Below are 22,752 nucleotides of genomic sequence, written 5' to 3' on the forward strand. Positions count from 1 at the left end.
AGCAGAGCGCGTTTTGAGCGGTCAAAACGCGCTCTGCTGCGACTCAGTTGGGTCCGGCTTTGGGTGCCACCCTGCCTGTGATTGAGTGGTCTCATGTCTTTTCGCTGGTCAGCCCAAGCAACCCGAACCACCTCCGCAGTCGCTCTGAGCGCATTGCTTCTGGCCAGCGCCGCGAAGCACTTCCGCACGCCCAGGTTCTATTACCCGGTGGTTCCGGATTACCTGTGCCGCAAGGATGAGCCCGGCAGTCGTCCGAATGGCCCGCTGGCAGTAATGTCACGCGAGGAATGGATCGCGACGTCGGGCCTGCTTGAGGTGACTGCCGGCGTCGGCCTCCTGATCCCCGGCACCCGTAAGGTAGCCGCGGATGCCACTACAGCGATGTTCACTGCATTCCTTGCGGGGCATATAGATGCTCTGCGACGCGCCTACGGTCCGAAGGGCACGGCCGCCGAACGGCGTATCCACACACTCCGCTTGCCTCTGCAGATTCCGCTCATCCTGTGGTCCTGGAGCCTGCGGAAATGAGCAGCAGTGCTCCTCCTATGAGGCTCAAGGACTCCCCGGCCTTCAAGGTGGCGCTGTCCCTGAGCATTGCGACCGGCCTCTACGGGGTGTCTTTCGGTGCCCTGTCGGTGGCGTCGGGGTTTGATTTCTGGCAGACGATGGTGCTGAGCCTCCTGCTATTCAGCGGCGGTTCGCAGTTCGCCTTCATTGGCGTGGTTGCCGGCGGCGGCTCCGGAGTTGCGGCCATGACAGCCAGCGCGTTGCTGGGTCTTCGCAACGGCATTTACGGAATGCAGATCAACGCCATGCTCCGCCCCAGCGGGTGGAAACGTTACGTTTCCGCGCACATCACCATAGATGAATCGACGGCGACGGCGTCCGGTCAGTCGGATCCCGACGAGCAACGACGCGGGTTCTGGACAGCCGGAATCGGAATATTCATCTTGTGGAATATTTTTACGGCCATTGGTGCGTTGGCTGGTGACGCCATGGGTGATCCCAAACAGTGGGGCTTGGATGGGGCTGCCGTTGCGGCGTTCCTGGCTCTGTTGTGGCCACGCTTGAAGGGACGCGAACCCTGGGCGATCGCCGCTGCCTGTGCGCTTGCGACCATCCTGGCCGTGCCGTTTGTTCCTTCAGGTGTTCCCATTCTGGTGGCCGCAGTTGTGGCCGGAGTGATCGGCTGGTTCAGCCACGCACGTTTGGATGAAGGTCTGGAACCGGACGTGGATCCGTATGCGGAGAAGCACCAGCGCGGGGGCGGAAAATGAACCTCTGGCTGTGGATCCTCATTGCCTGTGCGCTGGCGTATCTGACCAAGCTGGTGGGCTACTTCGTGCCGGCCAAGTTACTGGAGAGCCCGCGGATCATGCACGTCGCCGGCACCATGACCATTGGCTTGCTGGCATCCCTGACCGTGGTGAACGCCGTGGCGTCGGGACAAGGCCTGGTCCTCGATGCCCGCATGGGCGCCTTGGTTGCTGCCGCCGTCGCGCTGTGGCTGCGCGCGCCGTTCCTCGTCGTCGTGATTTCAGGTGCAGCAGCCGCAGCATTGCTGCGGCTGCTGGGCTGGGGGTAGAACGCGGTTAGTGAACTTCGGTCAGCGTCACGCCTGGTATGGCGGACTGTTCCGGAAGGGGCCGGGACGGCCGCTCGGTCCGGATAGCGTCTTCAATCAATGCCACGGGACGCTTCCACGCCGCTGATCCAGGTTCCATGGTGTCCACGGCGCCGATCAGCATGGCGACGAGCCGGACCATGTCCTCAATGGTGATATCGCGCCGCAGGGAGCCTTGGTCCTGACCGCGCTTGAGGAGGAATTCCATGGAACCGATGATGCCCCGGGTGATTCCAATCAGGAGCCCGCGTCTGCCGGCAACGGCGCCAAGAAGGTTCGCGTCCTCGCTCGCTACCTGCATCACGGCGTCGATGACTTTGATGAGTCCTTCGGCAGCGTCCATACCTTGCGCTGCTTCAGCGGCTACCGGGTCTACGTGCAGCCGCAATTGACGTGAGAGTGCTGCGAGCACCAGTTGCTCTTTGTCCGAGAAGTTGCGGAACAGCGTTGCGGGGCCAACTCCAGCGGTGGCGGCAATGGTCTGAAGCGGTACTTCCGGGCCGTGTTCCCGGAAGCACTGCCGGGCGGCGGTGATGATTTTGTCCACGTTTCGTGCGGCGTCGGCCCTGAGGGGCTTGCGTTCAGAGGGCTGTTCCATGATTGTCAGGGTAGCAATGGAGCGCCTCGGGTCCGTTGTTACGCCGGAGTACGTTCTTATATGACAAACCGGTACATGAAACACTGGATTTCATGTTGCTTGCATTTTCAGTCGCCCCTTCGGGCCAGCCCGCTTCCGCCGCCAACGGGGGACCAACCCCTGACGCTTCCGTGCACGACGCCGTCGCTGCCGCGGTCAGGATTGTCCGCGAGTCAGGTTTGCCCAACCACACGGACTCCATGTTCACCACCATCGAAGGCGAATGGGACGAGGTTTTCGACGTCGTCAAGCGCGCCACCGAGGCGGTTGGCCGCTACGGCAGCCGCGTCTCCCTGGTCATCAAGGCAGACATCCGGCCCGGCTACAGCGGTGAGCTGACCGGCAAGGTTGAACGGCTCGAAGAGGCTATTTCCGCCACGGAGTAGATCCTTCCCCCAAGGTGCGGTGAGTGCCAGACTGGGGGCCATGATTGAACACGTAACCGAGCCAGGCTGGGTTGACGTCGAGCGTTACCTCACTGACGTCGTCGTTCGTCCTGATCCTGCGCATCAGCGCGCCGTGACATCCGCCGTGGAGGCTGGCATGCCGGCAATCGAAGTCGCCCCCAACGCGGGAAAGCTCCTCCGGATGCTCGTGCAGATGTCCGGTGCAAGGCGGGTGCTGGAGATCGGGACCCTGGCAGGGTTCAGCAGTATGTGGATGGCACAGGGGCTGCCCGACGAGGGCAGGATAGTGACGTGCGAATTCCTCCAAAAGCACGCGGACGTCGCACGCGCCAACCTTGATGCCGCCGGTGTGGGCCACAAGGTGGATATCCGGGTGGGCGCTGCCCTGGACACCCTTCCCACCTTGGCGGGGCAGGAAGCGTTCGACTTCGTTTTCATTGACGCCGACAAAGAGAACGACTCCAACTACCTCGACTGGGCTATCCGCTTGGGGCGCTCAGGCACGGTGATTGTGGTGGACAACGTCATCTGGGACGGGGCCATCCTGGAGACTGCACGGGACCCCGATAACGCGCCGGGCATCGTGGCGATGCTGGAAAAGATGGGCCAGGATCCGCGCCTCGATGCCACGGCCATCCAGACGGTCGGCAGCAAGGGCTGGGACGGCTTCGCGATAGCCAGGGTGCGGTAGCCGATGGATTTCACGATTCGCCCGGCAAGGGTTGACGATGCCGAGGCCATGGCCCACATGCACGTCCAGTCGTGGAAGGAGAGTTACGGGCACTTGCTGCCTCCGGAGTTCTTCGAGAAGCAGGAAGCGGCACTGCCGGACCGCATCGAACGGTACCGGGCGTTCATCGCTGCGGGCCACACCCGGATGTTGGCCCATGACCCCGACGGCCACTTGGTGGGCCTTGGCGCCGCAGGTCCCGGACAAGACGAGGACGGACCATGCGAACGGGAGCTGTTCATGCTTTACACCTTGGAAAGCGTTCATGGACGGGGTGTGGGGCAGGCGTTGGTGAAGGCCTTGATCGGCGACGGACCTGCTTACCTGTGGGTGTTGGATGACAACCCTCGCGCCCAGGCTTTTTATCGGCGCAACGGTTTTGTGCCGGACGGAAAGCGCCAACTCTGCGACCCGTCCTGGTGCTCCCTGCCGGAACATCGGATGGTGCGTCCCGGCGTCGTGTCTTAGCGGGAATCACATCCGCCCAAGCTGTTCCCACAGCTGACCCATATGGATATGGTGATCACGGGCGGTGCGGCTGAAGATCGCCCGGGTTGAAAGCGGGCGCCGAAATCGGAGCCTGAGTACGCCATTCGATTCTCGGGAGGAAGCATGACTGATCCAGAGCAGGATCCAAACCAGCAGGAAGGCCCCGCGGATGGTGGCGCGGCTGGCGTCCCCGGCACTCACGACGGCGGTGCTGATGGTGGTGCCGATGGTGGTGCTGAAGGCCCCGCGGACGGTGGTGCGGCTGGCGTCCCCGGCACTCACGACGGCGGTGCCGATGGTGGTGCCGATGGCGGTGCCGACGGCGGTGCCGAACAACAGGGCAGCTGAATTTGAGCTCTACCAGCACTGATTTCCAGGAGCCCGGCGCCGTGAAGGGCGCCGGGGTTCTGGAAACACGACTGATCGACGTCGGCCTTGAAAAGTTTGCCGGCAACGTCTGGGGGCGCACCGCGCTGCTTAGCCGTGGCGTCAGCGACTTCTCCGACGTGTTTTCTGCCGGCGCCGTTGACGAACTGATTTCGCGTCGCGGTCTGCGCACCCCTTTTCTTCGGGTAGCCAAGGGCGGCTCCACGCTTCCCGAATCCTCTTTCACGTCTCCGGCGGGCGTTGGGGCCACCATCTCGGACCAGCTTGATGACACCGCCCTGTGGCGCAAATTTTCTGACGGAGCCACCCTTGTTCTGCAGGCGTTGCATCGAACGTGGGATCCAGTTTCACGCTTCAGCGCTCAGTTGAGCACCGAGTTGGGGCATCCTGTGCAGGCCAACGCTTACATCACGCCGCCTCAGAACCGCGGTTTCGACGACCACTACGATGTTCACGACGTTTTCGTCCTGCAGATCGAAGGAACCAAGCGCTGGATTATCCACGAGCCTGTCCACGTGGACCCGTTGCGTAGCCAGCCGTGGACCGATCGCCGCTCGGACGTCGTCGAGGCTGCTCAAGGCCCCGCTTACATTGACACGGTCCTCGAGCCCGGCGATGTCCTTTATCTCCCGCGTGGTTGGTTGCATGCGGCTCAGGCACAGGGCGAAGTTTCGATTCACCTCACGTTGGGAGTCCACACGTGGACTCGCCATGCGCTGGCCGAACAGCTCGCGCAGGCCGCGCTTGCTGCGCTGTGCGATGACCCGGAGATGCGCGGATCTTTGCCCCTGGGCGTGGATGGACCCGAGGGGGAACTCGCTGCTATCCGTGAACGCCTTGCCGCCGCCGTGCTTGAGGCTGATACCAGCTCCCAGTTCCAGCGCGCACGGAGGGGGCAGGGGCGTCCGGCCCCGCTTGGTCCGGTGGCCCAGCTCGCAGCTGTTCAGCGCCTCGGGCCAGGGTCGCTGATTCGACTCCGGGACGCGCTGGAAGCCCGGCTCGAGGGCTCGCGGCTGAATACCCGCGTGGGGTGGCTCGACTTCCCCGAGGCCGATTTGCCGTCCGTGAAACGCCTGCTGGACGGAGGAGAGCACCTGGCAGAGGATCTAGGGGTTGAACTCGTGGAAAGGCTGTTGCGCGCAGGAGTCCTCGTCCCCGCTGAGCATTGATATTGATGAACATTGATATTGATGAACAGGGACGGTGAGCCGTGATGTCCCCGGTGGCTGCAACTCCAGGTTTCTTCTGTGCCAACAGCGCCCGCGTGCGCGGCGACTCGATGGCAGGCACGGCGTCACCGGGCACGGTCTGGGTCCTCATAGAGCATCGGGCCGGATGGCCGCCCAGTGGTTACGAAGGCCTTGATCTTGAGGCCGGAACCAAAGCCCTCGTTTCCACGGCAGCCCGGACGGCTGGTGCAAGGGTCCTCTTAGTGCGACGTCCAGGCCCCCGCCCGCGGCACGGTCCAAAACGTTGGGCAGTATTGCGTTATGAGAGCTCCGGCGCCCATCGGCAGCTCTGGGGATCGTGGGAGCAGGATGCGGACCTCGCGGGGATCGTTCCTGCATTGGCATCCCCCGGAGACCCTGGACTCCCGCCGGTCATCCTGATCTGCGCGCATGGCCGGCATGATCCCTGTTGCGCAGTGCGTGGCCGGCCGGTGGGGCGTGCGCTGGGCGAGCGTTGGCCGGACCTGGTGTGGGAGTGCTCCCATGTTGGCGGTGACAGGTTCGCTGCGAACGCCGTGCTGGCTCCGGACGGTGTGTATTACGGAGGTCTGGACGCCGAGTCGTCCGTAGCCACGATTGAGAGTCATTTCTCCGATCGCATCCACGCAGAGTATTTGCGCGGGTACACGGACCTTTCCCCGGTGCAACAAGCGGCCATTGTGGCCGTGCTGGCCCGTTTCGGTCCTGCCGGCCGGCACCACTATGTGGTCACGGAAACTGTGCGCGACGGCGAACTGTGGCGTGTTCAGATCACCGGCAGGCCGCCCCGCCCGGCGAATATCACGGTGGACCTGCTGGCCCGCCGCTCCGTGCCGAGCCAGCTCACGTGCTTGGCGCCGTCGACGGGTTCTGTTGTGGTTTACGAGCCGACGTCAGTCCGGTCTGCCTGACGAAACGGCCGTCAGCCTCTCCCTGGGGGGCCTCACCTCTCCTGGGGGCCTCACTTCTCCCCGGAGCCTCAGCGCGGTTTCGTTTCCTCGGGTCGATCCATGTCCAGGGGCGAGCCGTCCAGGGGCGAGCCGTCCAGTGACGTGTCGAGCAGGCTGGGTGGTTTGGGCACGCGTGCCAGGAGGAGGCAGACCACCGTCAGCCAAGCGACCGCCACGGTCAACACCTCCGCCCATACCGATGCTCCTAGTTCCATGTAGAGATCATATGGCTCTTAGAGGCAAAACTGTAAGTAGCCTTACTTTGTTGTGACGGGTAGAGGTCATGCAGTGCTCCACTAGGCTTGGAGTATGACTCAGGCAGGACGAAAGTAGTGGCGAAACGCGGGAGGATCAGTAAGTCGCAAAGGTCGACGGCGAGAGTCGTCGAGGTGCCCACAGGCACCCGGCCTGACGGTCCGGTGGCGGGGGTCTACTACATCGATACCGGCGATTGCGAGTTGCTTCAGGACCAGGACAACTCCAATGGCTGGCTGCTCAAGATCAACGGCGTCATGAGCTCGCACATTGACCTCTCGGATCCGCTGTACCTCGATTTTGAGTACATGCGCTGGATTGCGGCGCTGGTGGAATCCCGGTGGCCCCGGGAGCAGAAACCCAAATTGCGTGCCCTGCACCTGGGCGGGGGAGCTTGCTCCATGGCGCGGTATTTCCATGCCGCCTATCCGGAAGCGCGTCAGGTGGTTGTTGAGCTCGATGGGAAGCTGGCCGAATATGTGCGTGGCTGGTTCGACCTCCCCAAAGCACCTATGCTGCGGATCCGCGTGGGTGAAGCACGGCAGGTCACAGAGTCCCTTACCCCGGACAGCCGGGACCTCATCATCCGGGATGTTTTCGCCGGAGCCTTCACGCCCCGCGCCCTGACCACCAGGGAGTTCACTGCTCATGCGAACTCAGTCCTGGCCCCCGATGGACTGTATGTGGTCAATTCCGGCGACGCCCCTGACCTCAAGAACGCCCGGGCCGACGCCGCCACCATCGCGGACACGTTCGAGCACACCATGATCATTGCCGATCCCGCCATGCTCAAGGGGCGACGCTACGGCAACATGATCATGGCCGGCAGCCACGCGCCGTTCGGCGACGACCCCACGTTGGCCCGGAGGCTCCTGGGTGGCGGGGTCCCGGCACACATCTGGGACGACGCCAAAGTCCGTGCTTTTGCCCAGGGAATCCCGGTGCGGCACGATCCCGTTACCGTGGAGACGCTGGGGGAGGGCCCTTCAGCTTCGGCTGAGTGAGCTGTTCCAGGCTTCCCACAAGTGGGCGTAGCGGCCCTCGGCTGCCAGCAGATCCTGATGGGAACCCGACTCGACCATCCGCCCCTGCTCCATGACCACCACGGTGTCAGCCGAGGCTGCTTGGGACAACCGGTGCGCGATCACCACTGAGGTCCTTCCGGCCAAGGCTGCTTCGGCAGCCTGATCCAACATGTGCGCCGATCCCGTTCCGGCCTCAGCTGTAGCTTCATCCAGGACTGCCAAGGGTGGGTCTTTGAGCATCAAACGTGCAAGGGCCAACTGCTGCGCCTGCTCGGGAGTGAGCTGGTGGCCCCCCGCGCCCACGGCAGTCTCCAGTCCGTCGTCGAGCGTTTCAACCCAAGTAGCCCCAACTGCCTCCAGCACCTGCGTAAGTTCATCGGCGGACGCGTCCGGTTTGGCGAGCCTGAGGTCCTGGGCGAGTGTGCCCGAGAAGACGTGCACCTCCTGGCTGACCATGGCGATGCGCTCGTGGAGCTCTGACGGGGCAGCAGCGGCGGAGTCCAGCCCACCCACCCATGCTGTCCCGTTGTAAGGGTGTTCCAAGCCCATGATGACTTTGGCGAGGGTGGTCTTCCCCGCGCCTGAGGTGCCCACAATGGCCACTCGCTCCCCGGGTTGCACCGTGAGGGAGACTCCGTGGAGAGCGGGCCGCTGGCCGGGGTAGGCGAAGGTGACGTTGTCCAGGACGATGCCGGCATCAGTGGGCAGTGACGAGGGCCGGGCAGTGGATGGCCCTGCAGCCATGGTGAGCCCGAACATCCTGCCTAATCCGGCCGCGGCTTTCTGAAGCTCATCGAACTGGCCCAGGACCAGCCCGATCGGATCGAACAGCCGGTAGAAGTACAGTGCTGCTGCCGTCGCCGCACCAATGGTGACGGCGCCCTCGGCGTGAAGCCAGAACCCCACCACCAGGACCGCGGACAAGCCGATGAGTTCGGCCAAGTTGAGGCGGTTGTAGAAGCGGGTCAGGTAACCCACCCCGCGCAGCGAATGGCCGATGTTCTCCCGGGACGCGGCTGCCACCAGATCAGCGTGGCGAGAGCCAAGGCCCAGCGCCACAACAGACGGCGAACCGTGCACGGTCTCAATGATCTGCTCGGTCCGGCTGGCCTCAGTGATCCGAACGGTCCTGTAGATGGGCGCGGTTCGCTTGAGGAACCACCGCAGGGTGAAGACCTGCAGGGGCGCCGCCACGAGCACGGCCACTGCGAAGCGCCAGTCGATCACGCCCAGGCCCAGCAGCGTCACGGCGATGGTGAAGGCAGCGCTGGTGAACGCTGGCAGCACGCCAGAGATGGCCTCGCTGACGGCTTCAACGTCGCCGGACACGCGGGCCACGACGTCGCCGATGCCCGCCTTTTCCAGCTGGGCGAGCGGCTTCCGGACGGCGGCGGAGAACACTTCCTCACGCAGTCCGGCGAGGGCTTCCTCGCAGATCCGCGCCAGCAGGTTCTGGCCCAGAATGCCCAGCAGGGCGCCGAGTCCACCAGCAACCAGCAGCCCGATTGCCAGCCAGAGCAGGGGCATGACGTCCCCGCCAGAGGCCGCGATGTTGACCATCACACCCAAAATTGCCGGGGCCGCCAATCCGCAACAGGACGCCGCCAGCAACACCACAATGGTCAGCGTGAGCCTGGCCGGGCGTTGCGCCAACAGGCGCCACATGGCCCTCCGGGTCTCACGTGGCGTGGCAATGGGCAGGATTTCCGCGCTCATGAGCCCACCACTGCACGGTAGCCGGCGGACGTGGCAAGAAGCTCCCGGTGCGTTCCGGTTTCCGGTGGCCCATCGGCTCCGCCCACCACCACCCGATGGCAAATGCCCAGCAGCGTGGGGCTCGTGGTCACCAGCACCAGGGCCTTGTCCGGGAAGTTGCGCAAGCCATCGGCAATGACGGCTTCGGTAGCGGTATCGACGGCGGTAGTGGGGTCGTGCAGGACAATCACCGCTTGCTTCTGGTGCAGCGAGCGGCCGAGCACCAGTCGCTGCCGCTGGCCTCCGGAGAGACTCTGGCCGTGCCCGGTGAGAACAGTTTCCGTGCCTTCCGGTAGTTGCGAGACGAAGTCCTCGACGGCGGCAGCCACCAGGGCGCGTTCCTCAAGTTCCGTGCTGGCCACCGCCACGTTTTCGCGGACACTGCCGCGGAACAGGACGCCATCGTGGCGGTCGGCAAAGACCCGTGAACGAACGTGTTGGGGGTCAAGATGGGCGGCATCGCGGCCATCGATGGATATCAGACCCGGGGGAGCCGGTGTGCGGAAGCCGAGAGTGTCAACGAGTTTCCGCGCTTGGTCACCGTCCGGAAGAACGACGCCCACGATTTCGCCGATTGACGCAGTAAAGGGCGGGAACACGCTGTTATCTGCCTTGCCGCTGAGTTCGAGCAGCGGCGCTGGTTCCCCGTACGGCGCTGGTTCCGTCGGCGAGGTGAGTGTTGCCGCTGAGCCAACTGCCGCCGTCGTACGTTCTTCCGCGTTCCGGGCGGGAACAGCGTTTGGTTCCTCAAGCAGGACTGCGATGCGTGCGGCCGAGGCGCGTTTGCGTGCCAGTTCCACGCTGAGGAAACCCAGTGACGCCATGGGTCCCTGAACGAACTGGGCCACGCCAACAACGGCCACCAGTTGCCCTACTGTGATGGTTCCTTGGACGGCGAACCAGGCTGCGAAGAAGGCGATACCGGCCAGGAAAGCTGCGGACAGGGCTGTGCTGGCTCCTGTGTAAGCGGACTTGGCGCGAATGGCTTTCAGGGCGGAAGTGAGGGACTCCCGGCTCGCGGCACGGTAGCGCGCGATGGCCGCATCCTCGGCACCAAGGCCCTTGAGGGGTCGCGATCCGGTGATGAAATCGGTGGCAAGGGCGCCGGCCTGAGCAGCCGTGGACTGCTCCATGTCGCTGCGGTTTTCGAGCGGTTTAGTGAGCCGGTTCATCACCAGCAGCATGACCGGGGTTGCCAGGAGAACGGCAAGGCCCAGGGGTACCGAGATTAACAGGAGGGTAACGGCCGAGGTGATCACCCCGGCCACGGCAGCCAGACCACCGCTGATCAGCCAGGACAGCCCGGCCACCCTGTCGGCGTCGGAAGAAGCAATGGCCACAATTTCGCCGGGTGCCCGCCGCGCGGCCGTGCCGCGGTGGTGAAGTGTCCGTTCCACCACCAGTTGCCGGAGGTCATGGGAGCCGTAATTGAAGGATCGCTCAGTGGCCAGCGTGCCCAGGCGCCACGACAAAGCAAGCACAACGAACACCACAGCCAGGGCGCCCAACCATCTCAGGAGGGCGCCGACGTCGTTCGGTTCAATGGCGTTGTCCACCGCGGCGCCGATAGTTGCCGGCACCAAAGCCTCGCTGATCTGATGCAAGGCAAGTCCGGCGCAGCCCACAAGCAACAGCCTCCAGCGGCGATTGGCGAACAAGGTGAGGGTGAAGAGACGGGAAACAGTCCAAGGTGCTCGCTGTTTGAGCCCGGGCGGGCAGGACGTAGTGGCGGAACCGGAGGGCATGCTTAACATAGTAAGGCTTGCCTAACATCGAGAACGTCGGATGGCCCACCAAGCCCGCCACCCCGGGCACGCTATTTAGCACCCAGCAACTCCTCCCGCCGGCTCTCCGTCTCCTCCCGCAAGGCCTGCACGACGGCGGCAACTGCGGGGCGGCGCATGGAGTCCGGGCGGAGGACCATCCAGTAGGGGAGGAGCTCGGCGAAATCCGAGGGCAGGAGCCGCACCAAATCAGCGTGCCGGTCAGCCATGAAGCACGGCAGAAACCCGACGCCGGCCCCGGCGCGGGTTGCCTCAACATGGACGAACACATTGGTTGAACTCAGGCCGTCGCGCATGGTGGGGACCAGCCGGCGGGGCGCATCCAGATCGTCCACTTGCAGCATCGAATCAACAAAATAGACCAGTTGGTGCTGAGTGAGCTCCTCAATGCTTGAGGGTGTCCCGTTGTCTGCCAGGTAAGCGCGTGAGGCATACATCCCCAGCCGGTATTCGCCGAGTCTGATGGCCTCAGCCCGGTGCACTTGCGGCGTCCCCACCACTACTTCGATGTCCAGCCCCGAGCGTTGTTGCAACGCCCTGCGCGTTACTGTGACGATCTCAACGCTGAGGCCGGGGTGCTGGCTTCTCAAGCGCGCCACGGCCGGAGCCGCGATATACGCGCTGAAGCCATCAGTCGCGGTCATGCGTACGACGCCGGTAATGGGGTCGGGTGCCCGGTGGCTGGGGCCCAGCGCGCCCACCGCAGCTTCGATCCGTTCCGCGACCAACACAGCTTCGGCTCCCAGCTCCGTCACCTCCCAACCACCGGCCGCACGCGCGAGGACCCTGCCGCCCAGAGCCTTTTCCAGCGCCGCTATCCGGCGCGAAACGGTGGTGTGGTTCAGTCCCAAGGCTTGTGCCGCCGTCGTAAATTTCCCGGAGCGTGAGACGGCCAGGAGGATGAGAAGGTCGTCGGGGTTTGGATTCATATCTGCAATTTTGCACATACTCAGTGCCACTTTGGTCATTGAGTGCGGAAGAATCTGCAGCAATACTCAGTGGAGCATGTCGTGTTGTGGATCACATCACGTTCACAAGGGTCAAAGAGGACACTGAGGAGATGGATATGAGCGTAGAGCAGCGCTCCGCATCAAGGGCAGGGAAAGGCGCCGGCGAGGGTTCCGGACTTAAGAAGATCGTCGCGGCGTCAATGGTGGGCACCGTGGTGGAGTGGTACGAGTTCTTCCTGTACGCCACCGCCGCCACGCTGGTTTTCGGCAAGTACTTCTTCCCGAGCACCGGCAATGAGTTGGACGGCATCATTCAGGCCTTCATCACCTACGCGGTCGGCTTCGTGGCCCGTCCGCTCGGCGGAATCGTCTTCGGCCAGATCGGCGACAAGCTGGGCCGCAAACCCACCCTGCAGCTGACCATCGTGATCGTGGGTGTTTCCACCTTCCTGATGGGCTGCCTCCCCGGCTTCATGGACATCGGCTACTGGGCGCCGGCCATGCTGGTGGCTCTCCGCTTCATCCAGGGCTTTGCCCTCGGCGGCGAATGGGGCGGCGCTGTGCTGCTGGTGGCTGAGCATAGCCCCAACAAGTCCCGCGGCTTCTGGTCGTCGTGGCCGCAGGCTGCAGTACCGGTGGGCAACCTTCTGGCCACGCTGGTCCTCTTCGTCATGTCCTCCACGCTGAGCAGCGAAGCGTTCCTCGGCTGGGGCTGGCGCGTCGCGTTCTGGCTCTCCGCAGTGATCGTCTTTGTGGGCTACTACATCCGCACCCACGTCACTGAAGCTCCCATCTTCCTCGAAGCCAAGGCACAGGTGGAGGAGTCCAAGGCCATCAGCTACGGAGTTGGCGAGGTCATCCGCAAGTACCCCAAGGGCATCCTTCAGGCCATGGGTCTGCGCTTCGCGGAGAACATCATGTACTACCTGGTGGTGAGCTTCGCGATCGTCTACCTCAAGAGCGTGCACAAGTACGACACGTCCTCGCTCCTGCTGGCACTCCTGATCGCCCACGTCATCCACTTCCTGGTCATCCCGCAGGTGGGACGCCTTGTGGACTCGTGGGGACGCAAGCCCGTATATCTGGTGGGTGCCATCACCGGCGCAACCTGGCCGTTCTTCGCCTTCCCCATGTTCGATACCAAGAACGCCGTGGTGATCGTGCTCGCCGTGACTATCGGCCTGTGCCTGCACGCCTTCATGTACGCAGGGCAGCCGGCCATCATGTCCGAGCTCTTCCCCACCCGCATGCGCTACTCCGGTGTTTCGCTCGGCTCGCAGGTTACCTCGATCTTCGCCGGCTCACTCGCCCCGCTGCTGGCAACCCAGTGGCTCAAGGACACCGGATCCTGGGTTCCCACAGCGATCTACCTGGTGGTCGCCTGCGCTATTACCGTCGTCGCAGTCGTTTCGCTCAAGGAAACCAAGGGCATCGCGCTGCAAGAGGTGGACGAAGCCGACGCCATCCGGCACGGTCTGACACCGGCCTCCGCAACCTCGAAAGGCTAGTTCCATGGACAACTCCTTGAACGGACGCAAAGCACTGGTGACCGGCGGTGCCAGCGGGATCGGGGCCGCCTGCGCCCGTGCGCTCGCCGCCCGCGGGGCGAAAGTAGTAGTGGCCGACGTCGATGCCTCCGGAGCTGCGGCCCTCGCCGACGAGCTGGGCGGCACTGCCTGGACGGTGGATCTGTTGGATGTGGACACACTGGCCGCGCTGAGCCTCGACTGCGACATCCTGGTCAACAACGCCGGCATCCAGAAAGTTGCACCGATCGAGGAGTTCGAACCCGCGGAGTTCCGGCGGATTCTGGCCCTGATGCTGGAGGCCCCGTTCCTCCTCATCAGGGCCGCGCTCCCGCACATGTACGCCAACGGGTTTGGCCGGATCATCAACATTTCGTCGGTCCACGGGTTGCGGGCCTCGGCCTACAAGAGTGCGTATGTCTCGGCCAAGCATGGGCTCGAGGGCCTCAGCAAGGTTACTGCCCTGGAGGGGGGCGAACGCGGGGTCACGTCCAACTGCATCAACCCCGGCTACGTCCGCACGCCGTTGGTGGAGAAGCAGATCGCCGACCAAGCCCGTCTTCACGGCATCCCCGGGGCCGAGGTCCTGGCCAAAGTGATGCTGACTGAGTCCGCCGTGAAACGGCTTGTGGAGGTGGAGGAAGTGGCGTCGTTGGCCGCCTGGATGGCCTCCGACGACGCCGGGATGGTCACCGGCGCGAGCTACACCATGGACGGCGGGTGGTCGGCGCGGTAAAGGCGCCGCCGGGTTAGTTCTGGCCGCCGATGATGGCGTCGGCGTTGTCGAAGGCCCACGTCACCAGAGGAATGAGGAGCGTGCTGAGCTCTCGGCCGCGTTCGGTGAGGCTGTAATCCACGCGGGGCGGGATGACTGGTTGCGCGTCACGGCGGACCAGCCCGTCCCGCTCCAGTGTCTTCAGGGTTTGGGCGAGCATTTTCTCGCTGATGCCCTCAGCCCGGCGCCGCAGTTCGCTCCAGCGTTGATCGCCTTCGGATAAGGAAAGCAGGATCAGCACACCCCATTTGCTGGTGATGTGATCCAGGACTGTCCGGCTGGGGCAGCCTGCCGGGAAAACGCCGTCGGCGATGGTTGCCGGCAACCGCGCTGGAAGGTCACTTACTTTCATGTCAGTACCTTACCTTAAAGTGCGTACTAACTTTTGGGAAGTTTCTGGATGTAGGGCTCGTTGTCCACCATGACAGAGCAAGACTTCCGTTGAAAGGAACCACCCATGAGCATCGTTATCACTGGAGCAACCGGACAGCTTGGCCGCCACGTTGTAGAGGCGCTCCTGGAGCGCAACGTTCCGGCGGGGGACATTGTGGCCACCGGGCGTTCGGTGGAGAAGCTGGCTGACTTCGCCGAACGTGGCGTCACAGTCCAGGAGATGGATTACGAAAACCCGGCATCAGTCGCCGCGGCACTGAAGGGCGCCACCAAGGTGCTGCTGATCTCCAGCAGTGCAGTGGGCCAGCGCGTGGCGCAGCACCGCACGGTTATTGAGGCTGCCAAGGCGGAGGGCGTGGAACTGCTGGCCTACACCAGCATTGCCAATGCGGACACCACGGGCATGAAGCTGGCCGCCGAGCACCAGGCAACGGAGGAGCTTCTCAAGGACTCCGGCATCCCGTTCGTCCTGCTGCGCAACGGCTGGTACTTGGAGAACTACACCGAGCAGCTCCCGGGAACCCTGGCCCAGGGTGCCATTGCAGGAAGTGCCGGCGAGGGCAAGGTCAGCGCAGCCGCGCGTGCAGATTACGCGCACGCCGCGGCGGCGGTCCTGGTGGCGGATGACCAGGCCGGGAAGGTCTACGAACTCGGTGGGGACCACGCGTTCACCATGGACCAGTTGGCCTCTGAAATTTCCTCCGCTGCCGGGCGAGAGGTGACCTACAACGATCTTCCTGCCCACGAATACCAGCAGATCCTGGTGGGCGTAGGCGTGCCGGACGCCTTCGCCGAAATCCTTGCCGACTCTGATCTGGGAATTGCCCGTGGCGATCTTCTGGTCACCAGCGGTGATCTCCAGAAGCTGATCGGCCGCCCCTCGACTCCGCTGTCCGAGGCCGTACGTTCCGCCGCTGCCTCCCTCTAGAACAACCCGCCGATTGGTGGTTGGTTCCAATGTTCGGCGAGAACATTGGAACCAACTGTCTCTTGGGTTTTCCACATAGGCAACTTTGGGTCTGATGTCCGGCGAAGGTGGCTGGAAGAGTGGCTTCATGGACGGAATTCGGCGATCGCAGCGGGCAACAGTGGCTTCGCCCCCGTTAGTTTCTGCCGGTGTCGTGGCTCCTGCACCTTCCGTGGCGGTTGCGTCCGGAGTGGCAGTCAGCGGAGGGAGCATCCGGGAGCTCGTCTTTGAGCTGGGGTCACTTCCGATCACCGCCGATAGCTCGGCGCTGATCGATGAGTTACGCGATCTTGAAGACCTGAAGTCTGCCATTTCAGCCCGGCAAGCCCGGATTGCAGTGGCGTTTGATCTGGCGCAGCGGGCCGAGCAGGCCCAGGCCGGGGTTCCTGCGGCAGAGCGTGGCATGGGCGTTGCTGCGCAAGTGGCGTTGGCGCGGCGGGAATCACCCAATAAGGGATCCAGGCTCTTTGGCTTCGCCAAAGCGCTAGTTACGGAAATGCCGCGAACCATGGCAGCACTGGAGTCGGGTCAGTTGAACGAGTGGCGGGCCACGCTGCTCGTGAAGGAAACAGCTTGCCTGTCCGTTGAGGACCGGGCATCGGTGGATGAGGAACTCGCCCCGGACGCCGGGACCTTCGACGGCACGGGCGACAAAGCCATCATCGCCGCTGCAAAAGCCGCCGCATATCGTCGTGACCCGCGGTCTGTGTCGCAGCGAGCCAGCCGTGCGGCTGCGGAACGTACGGTCAGCCTCCGTCCTGCGCCGGACACCATGACGTACCTCACCGCACTACTCCCGGTCGCCCAAGGCGTGGCCGTCTATGCAGCGCTGACTCGGACAGCTGATTCCGTCCGTTCCAGCGGGGACGCGCGGACCCGTGGCCAAGTCATGGCTGACACCCTGACTGAACGCGTAACGGGCACGTCGGGTGGCATTGCGGGCATCAACCTCAACCTCGTCATGACCGATCGCACACTCTTTCAAGGGGACCCCGAGCCTGCTCGGCTCGAAGGCTACGGAATCGTACCCGCTGAATGGGCAAGGGCACTTCTGGTTGATGAACAATCAGGGTATGAGGATCAGCTTCATGGGAACCTGGAGCCCACGGACCGCAGCGAATTTAGAGTGCTGCTCCGCCGCCTCTACACAGCTCCCCGCAGCGGCGAGCTCCTGACGATGGACTCAAAAGCACGGTTCTTCCCCCAAAAATTGAGACGCTTCATCCACATTCGGGACAATACATGCCGTACTCCGTACTGCGATGCGCCTATCCGGCACATCGACCACATCATTCCCTGGCATTCTGCAGGCAGCACCCACCTCAACAACGGGGCCGGGCTTTGCGAAGCCTGCAACCACACCAAGGAGACTCCGGGCTGGACCGCAAAGAGCATGCCCAGTGATGTGCACACGATCCGCGTCAGCACTCCCACCGGGCACAGCTACAAATCCAAAGCGCCACCGCTGCCGGGAAGCAAGTCCACACGCCTGAGAAACTAGACGAAGCCGGCAAACTACTGCGCAGCCAGCAAACTTCTGCGCAGCCAGCAAACTTCTGCGCAGCCAGCAAACTAGGTTGCCTTCACCATTGGCATTTGCGCCGTCTCGTCCACCAGCTCGGCCCGGCGGAGCCCGCCACCGCGGACCCACATCTTGTAGGCCACGAACAGCAACACCAGCCAGGTGCCACCAACGTACAAAGCAACACGCGTGTCCTCGAAGACGCCCAGGATCACGATCACCATGGCCATGAACGCCATGGTGAGAATGGAAGCGACAGGCCACAGAGGCGAACCGAATTCCGACGCCGGCAAGCCCTTGCGCTTGATCTCCCGTTTCATGGCAACGTGCGAAGCCAGGATCATCACCCAAACCCACACGGTGGCAAAGGTAGCGATCGAGGCAATGAGCACGAACACGTCCTCCGGAATCACGGCGTTCAACACGACGCCCACCAGCAGGATGCCGCCCATCATCAACACGGTCATCCAGGGGACACCATGCCGGGAAATCTTGCTGAAACTCTTGGGTGCGTGACCCTGCTGGGCAAGTCCGAAGAGGATACGTCCGGCACCGAAGATGTCGCTGTTGATCGCCGAGAGCGCTGCGGTAATGACCACGCCGTTGAGGATATGCGGTGCGGCCGGGATCCCCAAGCCATCAAAGATCTGCACGAATGGACTACCGCTGCTGCCGATTTCGTTCCACGGGAAGATGCTCATCAGCACGCCCAACGTCAGTACGTAGAACAACAAAACGCGGACGGGCACTGTATTAACTGCTTGCGGGATGACCTTCTTGGGGTTCGTGGCCTCGCCAGCCGTGATACCGATCGTCTCGATCCCGCCAAAGGCAAACATCACTACGGCGAATGCGGCCAGGAGCCCTTCAAAACCGTTCGGGAACAACCCGCCGTGATTCACGAGGTTCCCGAGTCCCGGTGCCACGCCGCCGCCGTCGCCCGTTTGGAAGCCGAACACGACGATCGCTGCACCGCCGACGATCATGGCGATAATCGCCACCACCTTGATCAGCGAGAACCAGAACTCGAGCTCGCCAAACACCTTCACGCTGAGCAGGTTCATGGCGCCCAGGAACAGGATGATTGCGAGTACCCAAATCCATCTGTCCACCTGTGGGAACCAGAAACCCATATAGATACTGAAGGCCGTGACGTCGGCGATGGCCACAATGGCCATCTCGAACACGTAAGTCCACCCGGTCACAAAACCTGCGAACGGTCCCAGGTACTTGGACGCGTATTGGCCGAAGGACCCGGACACCGGGTGTCGGACGGCCATCTCGCCCAGTGCTCGCATCACCATGAACACGGCCGCGCCGCCGATGATGTAGGCCAGCAGGACGGCCGGCCCGGCTTTTTGGATGGCGGAGGCGGAACCGTAGAAAAGGCCGGTGCCGATCGCGGATCCGAGCGCCATGAAGCGAATGTGACGGACGTTGAGGCCTCGGCTGAGCGCCGTACCCGCGGCGTGGAGGACAGAGCTCTCCACAGCCAGCTTGGTTTGTTGCATAGTAAAACCTTCTCGTCTTTGGGAGGGGATCGCTATCCAGCAGATCACTTTTGGACGACTTGTGATGGGACTCACGGGCCTTTGGTGTCTTTGATCGCAGACAGTCAGTGGTGTCGACTTTCGGCGTCGACATTCACAGTGGTAAAAGTCATAGTTCCCAGTCGGATATGATGACCGCGGACAGCTCGTCACCGGTCAGGCATCCCTCGCATCCGCGTCGCCCCCATTGAACTCCGTGCTGCCGCCGCATCCGTTACTTGGGGGACCCTTGTTTTCTTCATTCCGCGCTACCCGGCGCCGTGTTTCTGCTGCCCTGATAGCCGTTGTAGCTGGGGCTTCTCTGCTCTTCGCTGCGCCAGCCCAGGCCTATGACATTCCCGAATTCGAGGTGCCCCACGCCGCGCAGGCCCCCGTTCCGTTCGTGGAGCGGGCTACTGATACTGCCGGCGTTGTTGAGCTGTGGAAGACAGGTGGCCCCGCAACCCGTGCCGCTGCTGCGACCGCGCTGGTGGGTGGCGCAGATGCGCTTCAAGCATTCCTCGACGCCGGACAGGACGTCACTCTCGCCGCGGACCGCAAGCAGTTGGTCGCCGAGCTGACGACGCGGGGGAGTGCGCATGTTCGCTCATCTGCGCAAAAGATCCTGGCATTAAGCGACCCGGCGGCCATCGATGCTTTTCTCTCGACAGGTTGGGCCGGAGCGTGGCAGCTTGACCTTGATATCACTGCCTACAGGTTTCTAACTCTGAACGGCGCAATCCGAACGCAGGCCTCCGACAGTTTGGACAAAGGCGACCAAGCAATTGAGGAGTTCGTTCTCGGGGGCTGGCTGGAAGCCGCAGAGATAGACGACCGCCAGGCTGCGTTCCAACTCTTTGATTCTCCTTTTGTGGGTGTCCGCGCTGCGGCCAAGGCAGCGGTCATGACGGACGACAGGGAAATCGTTGCTGATTTCCTTCGCTACGGGCAGCTCGTTGCAGCCGACCGGGACGCTGAGTCGACGGCTGTTGCCGCGCTCCTTCAAAAGGTCAGATCAGACATTGCTTCGAACCCCAACGGCACCGCTGCGGTCGCGGACCGTGCGAAGACCGCTGTCGAACAAGCCCGGAGCACCGCCTCTGCGGCAAGGGCGGCAGACTCATCGCGGCTCGCGACAGACAGGGACCTCCTCTCATCGCAGGCCACACCGAGACGGATCGCGGACGAAACTCAAATGGCATCGCAGGAGCCGGCGAAGGCCGCCTTTGCAAAGGCGGCCCGTGAAATTCCGGAGCTCCTTACCAAGCTGGATGCCCCCGGAACCGACCTTGACGCGCTGATCAGCGAAGCCCGTCAGGCCACCTTGGATCTTGCCTTGGTGGGGACACCCAAAGTTCGGGAAGCCGCGGAAACGGCGCTGTCGGGTGGAGATACTTCCGTAAAAGCTTTCATCATTGAAGGCCACGCAGCAGCTATAGAGCTGGACGCCATTAAGCCGTCGGCATTCACCGCGGATCGACAACGCTCTTTCCAGCTTCTGGCAGTCGGAGGCGAATTTGTGGAGAAGGCCGCCAAGAAAGCGCTCGAATCAGTCAGTCACGCAGACGTCCGCTACTTCCTGGAATACGGTTTTGTTCAAGCCCGGAATCTGGATAATCGCATCCAGACCAGTTATGCGTTGGATTCGACGCCGGAGGTTCGTGCGGCAGCGAGCGTTGCTCTTGACGGCAGCCGCGCAGATCTCGAGGCCTTCATGACCACAGGCCAGGCCGCGGCTGCGAATCGAGACGCGGCAACCACTGCCCACGTTGCCTCCATCGACGCCATGATCGCCGAGCTTGCCGGTTTGGCAGACACTGCAACCGTCGACGCCGGTAAGGCGGCTGACGCTGCCAAAGCCGCGGAAGCGGAAGCGGCTCGTCAAGCTGAAGCTGCCCGTCAGGCGGAAGCTGCCGCGGCCGCTGCTGGTGGACAGGCCGGGCAGGCTGCAGCCGGCCAGGTCGACGTTTCGCAACACTCCGGAACCGGAGTAGCCCCGATCGTCGTTCCTTGGCCGCGCGACTATGCTCCCGCCGTCGGGCTCGCCGAAACCGGTACGCCAGCCGAAGCGGCGGCAACACCTGCGGCAACTCCGTCGGCCATGCCCAGCATTTCAGTGCCGCCGGCCGCGTCGGCTGACAATGATGCCGCCTCGGTTGATTCGCAATCGCAGGAGGCAGCCACCCCGTTGGCCGCTTCGTCTGCCGGAATGAGCGGCTGGACCATTGGCCTCATCGTGGCGCTGGTCTTGGCTGCGGCCGGAGCCATCACGTTCCTGCTTCGGCGTAAGGGTGCCGCTTCCGCGTAAGGGCCGCGTTGCCTAGGGGTAGAGGTTCGGGCTCGCTAAGGGAGTCCGGCATCCCAGACACCGATCAATGCATTCGCGCTGGTGATTGACTCTCCGAGGGTGCACGCTTGAGTACGGGATACCGGACAGCGGTACCTGTATACACCGGACTAATCCCGCAAGCAGCCCGAGCAGCGAGGAACCATGACAACCACGCCAACCGCACCAGGCAAAGCCACGTCCAAAGTCCCGGCGGCCGAAAATACGCTGAGGATTTTGAAACTGTTGGCTTCGCGCCGCGGTCCCATGGCGGCGTCGAACATTGCCACCGCGCTCGGCCTGCCGCGATCCAGCGTGTACCACTTGCTCGGCGTCATGGAGGCGAACGGGTTCGTCCTTCACCTGCATGAAGAGCAGCGCTACGGGCTAGGCATCAGCGCCTTCGAACTCAGCTCGGCGTATTCGCGCCAGGAACCCTTGTCCCGGCTGGGCCGGCCGATGCTCGCCGCCCTGGTGGACGTGATCGGCGAGAGCGCGCACTTGGCGGTGCTTCACGGCCGTGACGTGCTCTACATTGTGGAGGAACGCGCCAAGAACCGCCCCAGCCTGGTGACCGACGTCGGGGTCCGCCTGCCCAGCCACCTCACGGCGTCGGGCCGCGCGATCCTTGCCGCCCTGCCAAAGTCGCAGGTTCGTGCGCTGTATCCGAATGCCGCCGCCTTCACTTCGCGACATGAGGTGGAGTTCCCCATCATGAAGTATTCGGCGTTGTCGTCGCACTTGGACCAGGTCCGGCAGCGCGGCTACGCCACGGAAAACGGCGAAATCACGCCGGGATTCTGCTCCATCGCCGCCGCAGTAACGGACCATGTTGGATGGCCGACGGCGGCAGTCGCCGTCACGTTCCTTGAGGACAAAGTGCCTGCTGAGCAATGGCCGGTCCTTGCCGCGCGCATTCGGAAAGCGGCGGACGAACTATCGGTGCGGATCCACGGGCGGCCTGGAGCCTAACCTGGCGCTAGCTTCGCCCCGTGGCTTCCTTCTCCACGAGTTTGCGGAAGGTCTCCAGTTCGCCTTTGAAGCTGCCCTTGTAGGAGCCCATGGCGAAAAGCCGCCCGAAAATGGCCGCGACGAATCCGCGGGTCACGAACTCCTGCCGGATACGGGTGCCGTCGCCCTCGGCCGCAAACCGCACATCAGACTCGCCCTTGAGGATCGCATTGCCGAACCGCGTGCGGATGTGCCAAGGCCGTTCCACTGCGAGGATTTCGGTGGGGCTTTTCATCCTGCCGAACCACACCGTGTAGCGGCTGCCTGCCTCATCCATTGAACCGACGCGGTCAGTCACCCGGGTGACCCCACCGATCCACTCCTTAAACCGGTCCGGGTCTGTCCACATTGCGAAAACCCGCTCAGGCGGTGCCGCGACGAGCGTTGTTACTCGGTAGGTTCCCATGGGTCCAGCATGCGCTCATTGTGGCGTAAATGCGAGAGGTTGGAGATGTCTGTAATCCCGGACGGTGCCACTCCAAAAGCCGTTCCGGCCGTGTGA

General features: G+C 63.4%; 24 protein-coding genes. 15 read left to right on the top strand and 9 right to left on the bottom strand.

What is annotated here, in order from left to right; translation table 11 throughout:
* Positions 1-93 precede the first annotated feature (93 nt).
* Genes ACZ5J0_RS01795 through ACZ5J0_RS01805 form a run of 3 tightly spaced genes read left to right on the top strand, consistent with a single transcriptional unit; the run spans position 94 to position 1,585 of the window.
* Positions 94-528, top strand: coding sequence for a DoxX family protein (locus ACZ5J0_RS01795; protein WP_142936976.1), 435 nt, complete (start codon positions 94-96; stop codon positions 526-528).
* Positions 529-545: 17 nt separating this feature from the next.
* Positions 546-1,277 (top strand): AzlC family ABC transporter permease, encoded by a 732-nt coding sequence (locus ACZ5J0_RS01800; protein ID WP_446698036.1) that lies wholly within the window; start codon positions 546-548, stop codon positions 1,275-1,277.
* Positions 1,274-1,585, top strand: a complete 312-nt coding sequence (locus ACZ5J0_RS01805; RefSeq protein ID WP_142936974.1) for an AzlD domain-containing protein — start codon at positions 1,274-1,276, stop codon at positions 1,583-1,585. The genes ACZ5J0_RS01800 and ACZ5J0_RS01805 overlap by 4 nt, the downstream gene beginning before the upstream one ends.
* Positions 1,586-1,592: 7 nt before the next feature.
* Here the strand turns inward: ACZ5J0_RS01805 and ACZ5J0_RS01810 are convergent, their stop codons facing one another.
* Positions 1,593-2,222 carry a TetR/AcrR family transcriptional regulator gene (locus tag ACZ5J0_RS01810; RefSeq protein WP_142936973.1) on the bottom strand — a complete coding sequence of 210 codons (630 nt, stop codon included), beginning with the start codon at positions 2,220-2,222 and terminating at the stop codon, positions 1,593-1,595.
* A gap of 92 nt (positions 2,223-2,314) precedes the next feature.
* Here ACZ5J0_RS01810 and ACZ5J0_RS01815 point away from each other — a divergent pair, with 92 nt between their 5' ends.
* Genes ACZ5J0_RS01815 through ACZ5J0_RS01825 form a run of 3 tightly spaced genes read left to right on the top strand, consistent with a single transcriptional unit; the run spans position 2,315 to position 3,866 of the window.
* Entirely contained in the window at positions 2,315-2,647 is a 333-nt protein-coding gene (locus tag ACZ5J0_RS01815; protein ID WP_142936972.1) for a thiamine-binding protein, read from the top strand.
* A 40-nt stretch (positions 2,648-2,687) separates the two neighbouring features.
* The gene (locus tag ACZ5J0_RS01820; protein WP_464094031.1) at positions 2,688-3,359 is read left to right on the top strand and encodes an O-methyltransferase; all 672 of its coding nucleotides are present in this window, start codon (positions 2,688-2,690) and stop codon (positions 3,357-3,359) included.
* A gap of 3 nt (positions 3,360-3,362) precedes the next feature.
* On the top strand, positions 3,363-3,866 hold the full coding sequence (locus ACZ5J0_RS01825; protein WP_464094032.1) for an N-acetyltransferase family protein: 504 nt from the start codon (positions 3,363-3,365) through the stop codon (positions 3,864-3,866).
* Positions 3,867-3,872: 6 nt separating this feature from the next.
* Here the strand turns inward: ACZ5J0_RS01825 and ACZ5J0_RS01830 are convergent, their stop codons facing one another.
* A complete protein-coding gene (locus ACZ5J0_RS01830) occupies positions 3,873-4,223 on the bottom strand; it encodes a hypothetical protein (RefSeq protein WP_464094033.1) in 351 nt (116 codons plus the stop codon).
* 14 nt (positions 4,224-4,237) lie between these two features.
* Between ACZ5J0_RS01830 and ACZ5J0_RS01835 the strand changes: the two genes are divergently transcribed.
* Together ACZ5J0_RS01835 and ACZ5J0_RS01840 are read left to right on the top strand one after the other, a co-directional pair.
* Positions 4,238-5,443, top strand: coding sequence for a cupin domain-containing protein (locus ACZ5J0_RS01835; protein ID WP_464094034.1), 1,206 nt, complete (start codon positions 4,238-4,240; stop codon positions 5,441-5,443).
* Positions 5,444-5,487: 44 nt separating this feature from the next.
* Entirely contained in the window at positions 5,488-6,393 is a 906-nt protein-coding gene (locus ACZ5J0_RS01840; protein WP_243753177.1) for a sucrase ferredoxin, read from the top strand.
* 68 nt (positions 6,394-6,461) lie between these two features.
* Here the strand turns inward: ACZ5J0_RS01840 and ACZ5J0_RS01845 are convergent, their stop codons facing one another.
* A complete protein-coding gene (locus tag ACZ5J0_RS01845; RefSeq protein WP_142936968.1) occupies positions 6,462-6,647 on the bottom strand; it encodes a hypothetical protein in 186 nt (61 codons plus the stop codon).
* Positions 6,648-6,764: 117 nt separating this feature from the next.
* Here ACZ5J0_RS01845 and ACZ5J0_RS01850 point away from each other — a divergent pair, with 117 nt between their 5' ends.
* Positions 6,765-7,691, top strand: a complete 927-nt coding sequence (locus ACZ5J0_RS01850) for a spermidine synthase (protein WP_464094035.1) — start codon at positions 6,765-6,767, stop codon at positions 7,689-7,691.
* Here ACZ5J0_RS01850 and ACZ5J0_RS01855 read toward each other — a convergent pair.
* The 3 genes from ACZ5J0_RS01855 to ACZ5J0_RS01865 all read right to left on the bottom strand — a co-directional run bounded on the left by ACZ5J0_RS01855 (position 7,674) and on the right by ACZ5J0_RS01865 (position 12,180).
* On the bottom strand, positions 7,674-9,428 hold the full coding sequence (locus ACZ5J0_RS01855) for an ABC transporter ATP-binding protein (RefSeq protein ID WP_464094036.1): 1,755 nt from the start codon (positions 9,426-9,428) through the stop codon (positions 7,674-7,676). The genes ACZ5J0_RS01850 and ACZ5J0_RS01855 overlap by 18 nt on opposite strands.
* Entirely contained in the window at positions 9,425-11,212 is a 1,788-nt protein-coding gene (locus ACZ5J0_RS01860) for an ABC transporter ATP-binding protein (protein WP_464094037.1), read from the bottom strand. Before ACZ5J0_RS01860 ends, ACZ5J0_RS01855 begins: the two co-directional genes overlap by 4 nt.
* A 71-nt stretch (positions 11,213-11,283) precedes the next feature.
* Positions 11,284-12,180, bottom strand: coding sequence for a LysR family transcriptional regulator (locus tag ACZ5J0_RS01865; RefSeq protein WP_250821064.1), 897 nt, complete (start codon positions 12,178-12,180; stop codon positions 11,284-11,286).
* A gap of 137 nt (positions 12,181-12,317) precedes the next feature.
* Here ACZ5J0_RS01865 and ACZ5J0_RS01870 point away from each other — a divergent pair, with 137 nt between their 5' ends.
* Positions 12,318-13,709 (top strand): MFS transporter, encoded by a 1,392-nt coding sequence (locus ACZ5J0_RS01870; RefSeq protein ID WP_166841149.1) that lies wholly within the window; start codon positions 12,318-12,320, stop codon positions 13,707-13,709.
* A 4-nt stretch (positions 13,710-13,713) separates the two neighbouring features.
* Positions 13,714-14,463, top strand: a complete 750-nt coding sequence (locus tag ACZ5J0_RS01875; protein WP_464094038.1) for a 3-hydroxybutyrate dehydrogenase — start codon at positions 13,714-13,716, stop codon at positions 14,461-14,463.
* A gap of 13 nt (positions 14,464-14,476) precedes the next feature.
* On the opposite strand, the gene ACZ5J0_RS01880 is transcribed toward ACZ5J0_RS01875, so the two are convergent.
* Complete coding sequence (locus ACZ5J0_RS01880) at positions 14,477-14,854, bottom strand: winged helix-turn-helix transcriptional regulator (protein ID WP_142936962.1); 378 nt, start codon at positions 14,852-14,854, stop codon at positions 14,477-14,479.
* A gap of 105 nt (positions 14,855-14,959) precedes the next feature.
* Between ACZ5J0_RS01880 and ACZ5J0_RS01885 the strand changes: the two genes are divergently transcribed.
* On the top strand, positions 14,960-15,823 hold the full coding sequence (locus tag ACZ5J0_RS01885; protein WP_142936961.1) for an SDR family oxidoreductase: 864 nt from the start codon (positions 14,960-14,962) through the stop codon (positions 15,821-15,823).
* Positions 15,824-15,950: 127 nt separating this feature from the next.
* Complete coding sequence (locus tag ACZ5J0_RS01890; RefSeq protein ID WP_464094039.1) at positions 15,951-17,363, top strand: HNH endonuclease; 1,413 nt, start codon at positions 15,951-15,953, stop codon at positions 17,361-17,363.
* A gap of 71 nt (positions 17,364-17,434) precedes the next feature.
* Here ACZ5J0_RS01890 and ACZ5J0_RS01895 read toward each other — a convergent pair whose 3' ends face one another.
* Entirely contained in the window at positions 17,435-18,895 is a 1,461-nt protein-coding gene (locus tag ACZ5J0_RS01895; RefSeq protein WP_464094040.1) for an amino acid permease, read from the bottom strand.
* A gap of 268 nt (positions 18,896-19,163) precedes the next feature.
* On the opposite strand from ACZ5J0_RS01895, the gene ACZ5J0_RS01900 reads away from it, so the two are divergent.
* Positions 19,164-21,221 carry an ALF repeat-containing protein gene (locus tag ACZ5J0_RS01900; RefSeq protein WP_464094041.1) on the top strand — a complete coding sequence of 686 codons (2,058 nt, stop codon included), beginning with the start codon at positions 19,164-19,166 and terminating at the stop codon, positions 21,219-21,221.
* A gap of 183 nt (positions 21,222-21,404) precedes the next feature.
* Positions 21,405-22,211 (top strand): IclR family transcriptional regulator, encoded by an 807-nt coding sequence (locus ACZ5J0_RS01905; RefSeq protein WP_142936957.1) that lies wholly within the window; start codon positions 21,405-21,407, stop codon positions 22,209-22,211.
* Positions 22,212-22,218: 7 nt separating this feature from the next.
* Here ACZ5J0_RS01905 and ACZ5J0_RS01910 read toward each other — a convergent pair whose 3' ends face one another.
* On the bottom strand, positions 22,219-22,656 hold the full coding sequence (locus ACZ5J0_RS01910) for an SRPBCC family protein (RefSeq protein ID WP_464094042.1): 438 nt from the start codon (positions 22,654-22,656) through the stop codon (positions 22,219-22,221).
* Positions 22,657-22,752: the final 96 nt, after the last annotated feature.

Source organism: Arthrobacter sp. DualSoilB13, assembly GCF_055389195.1.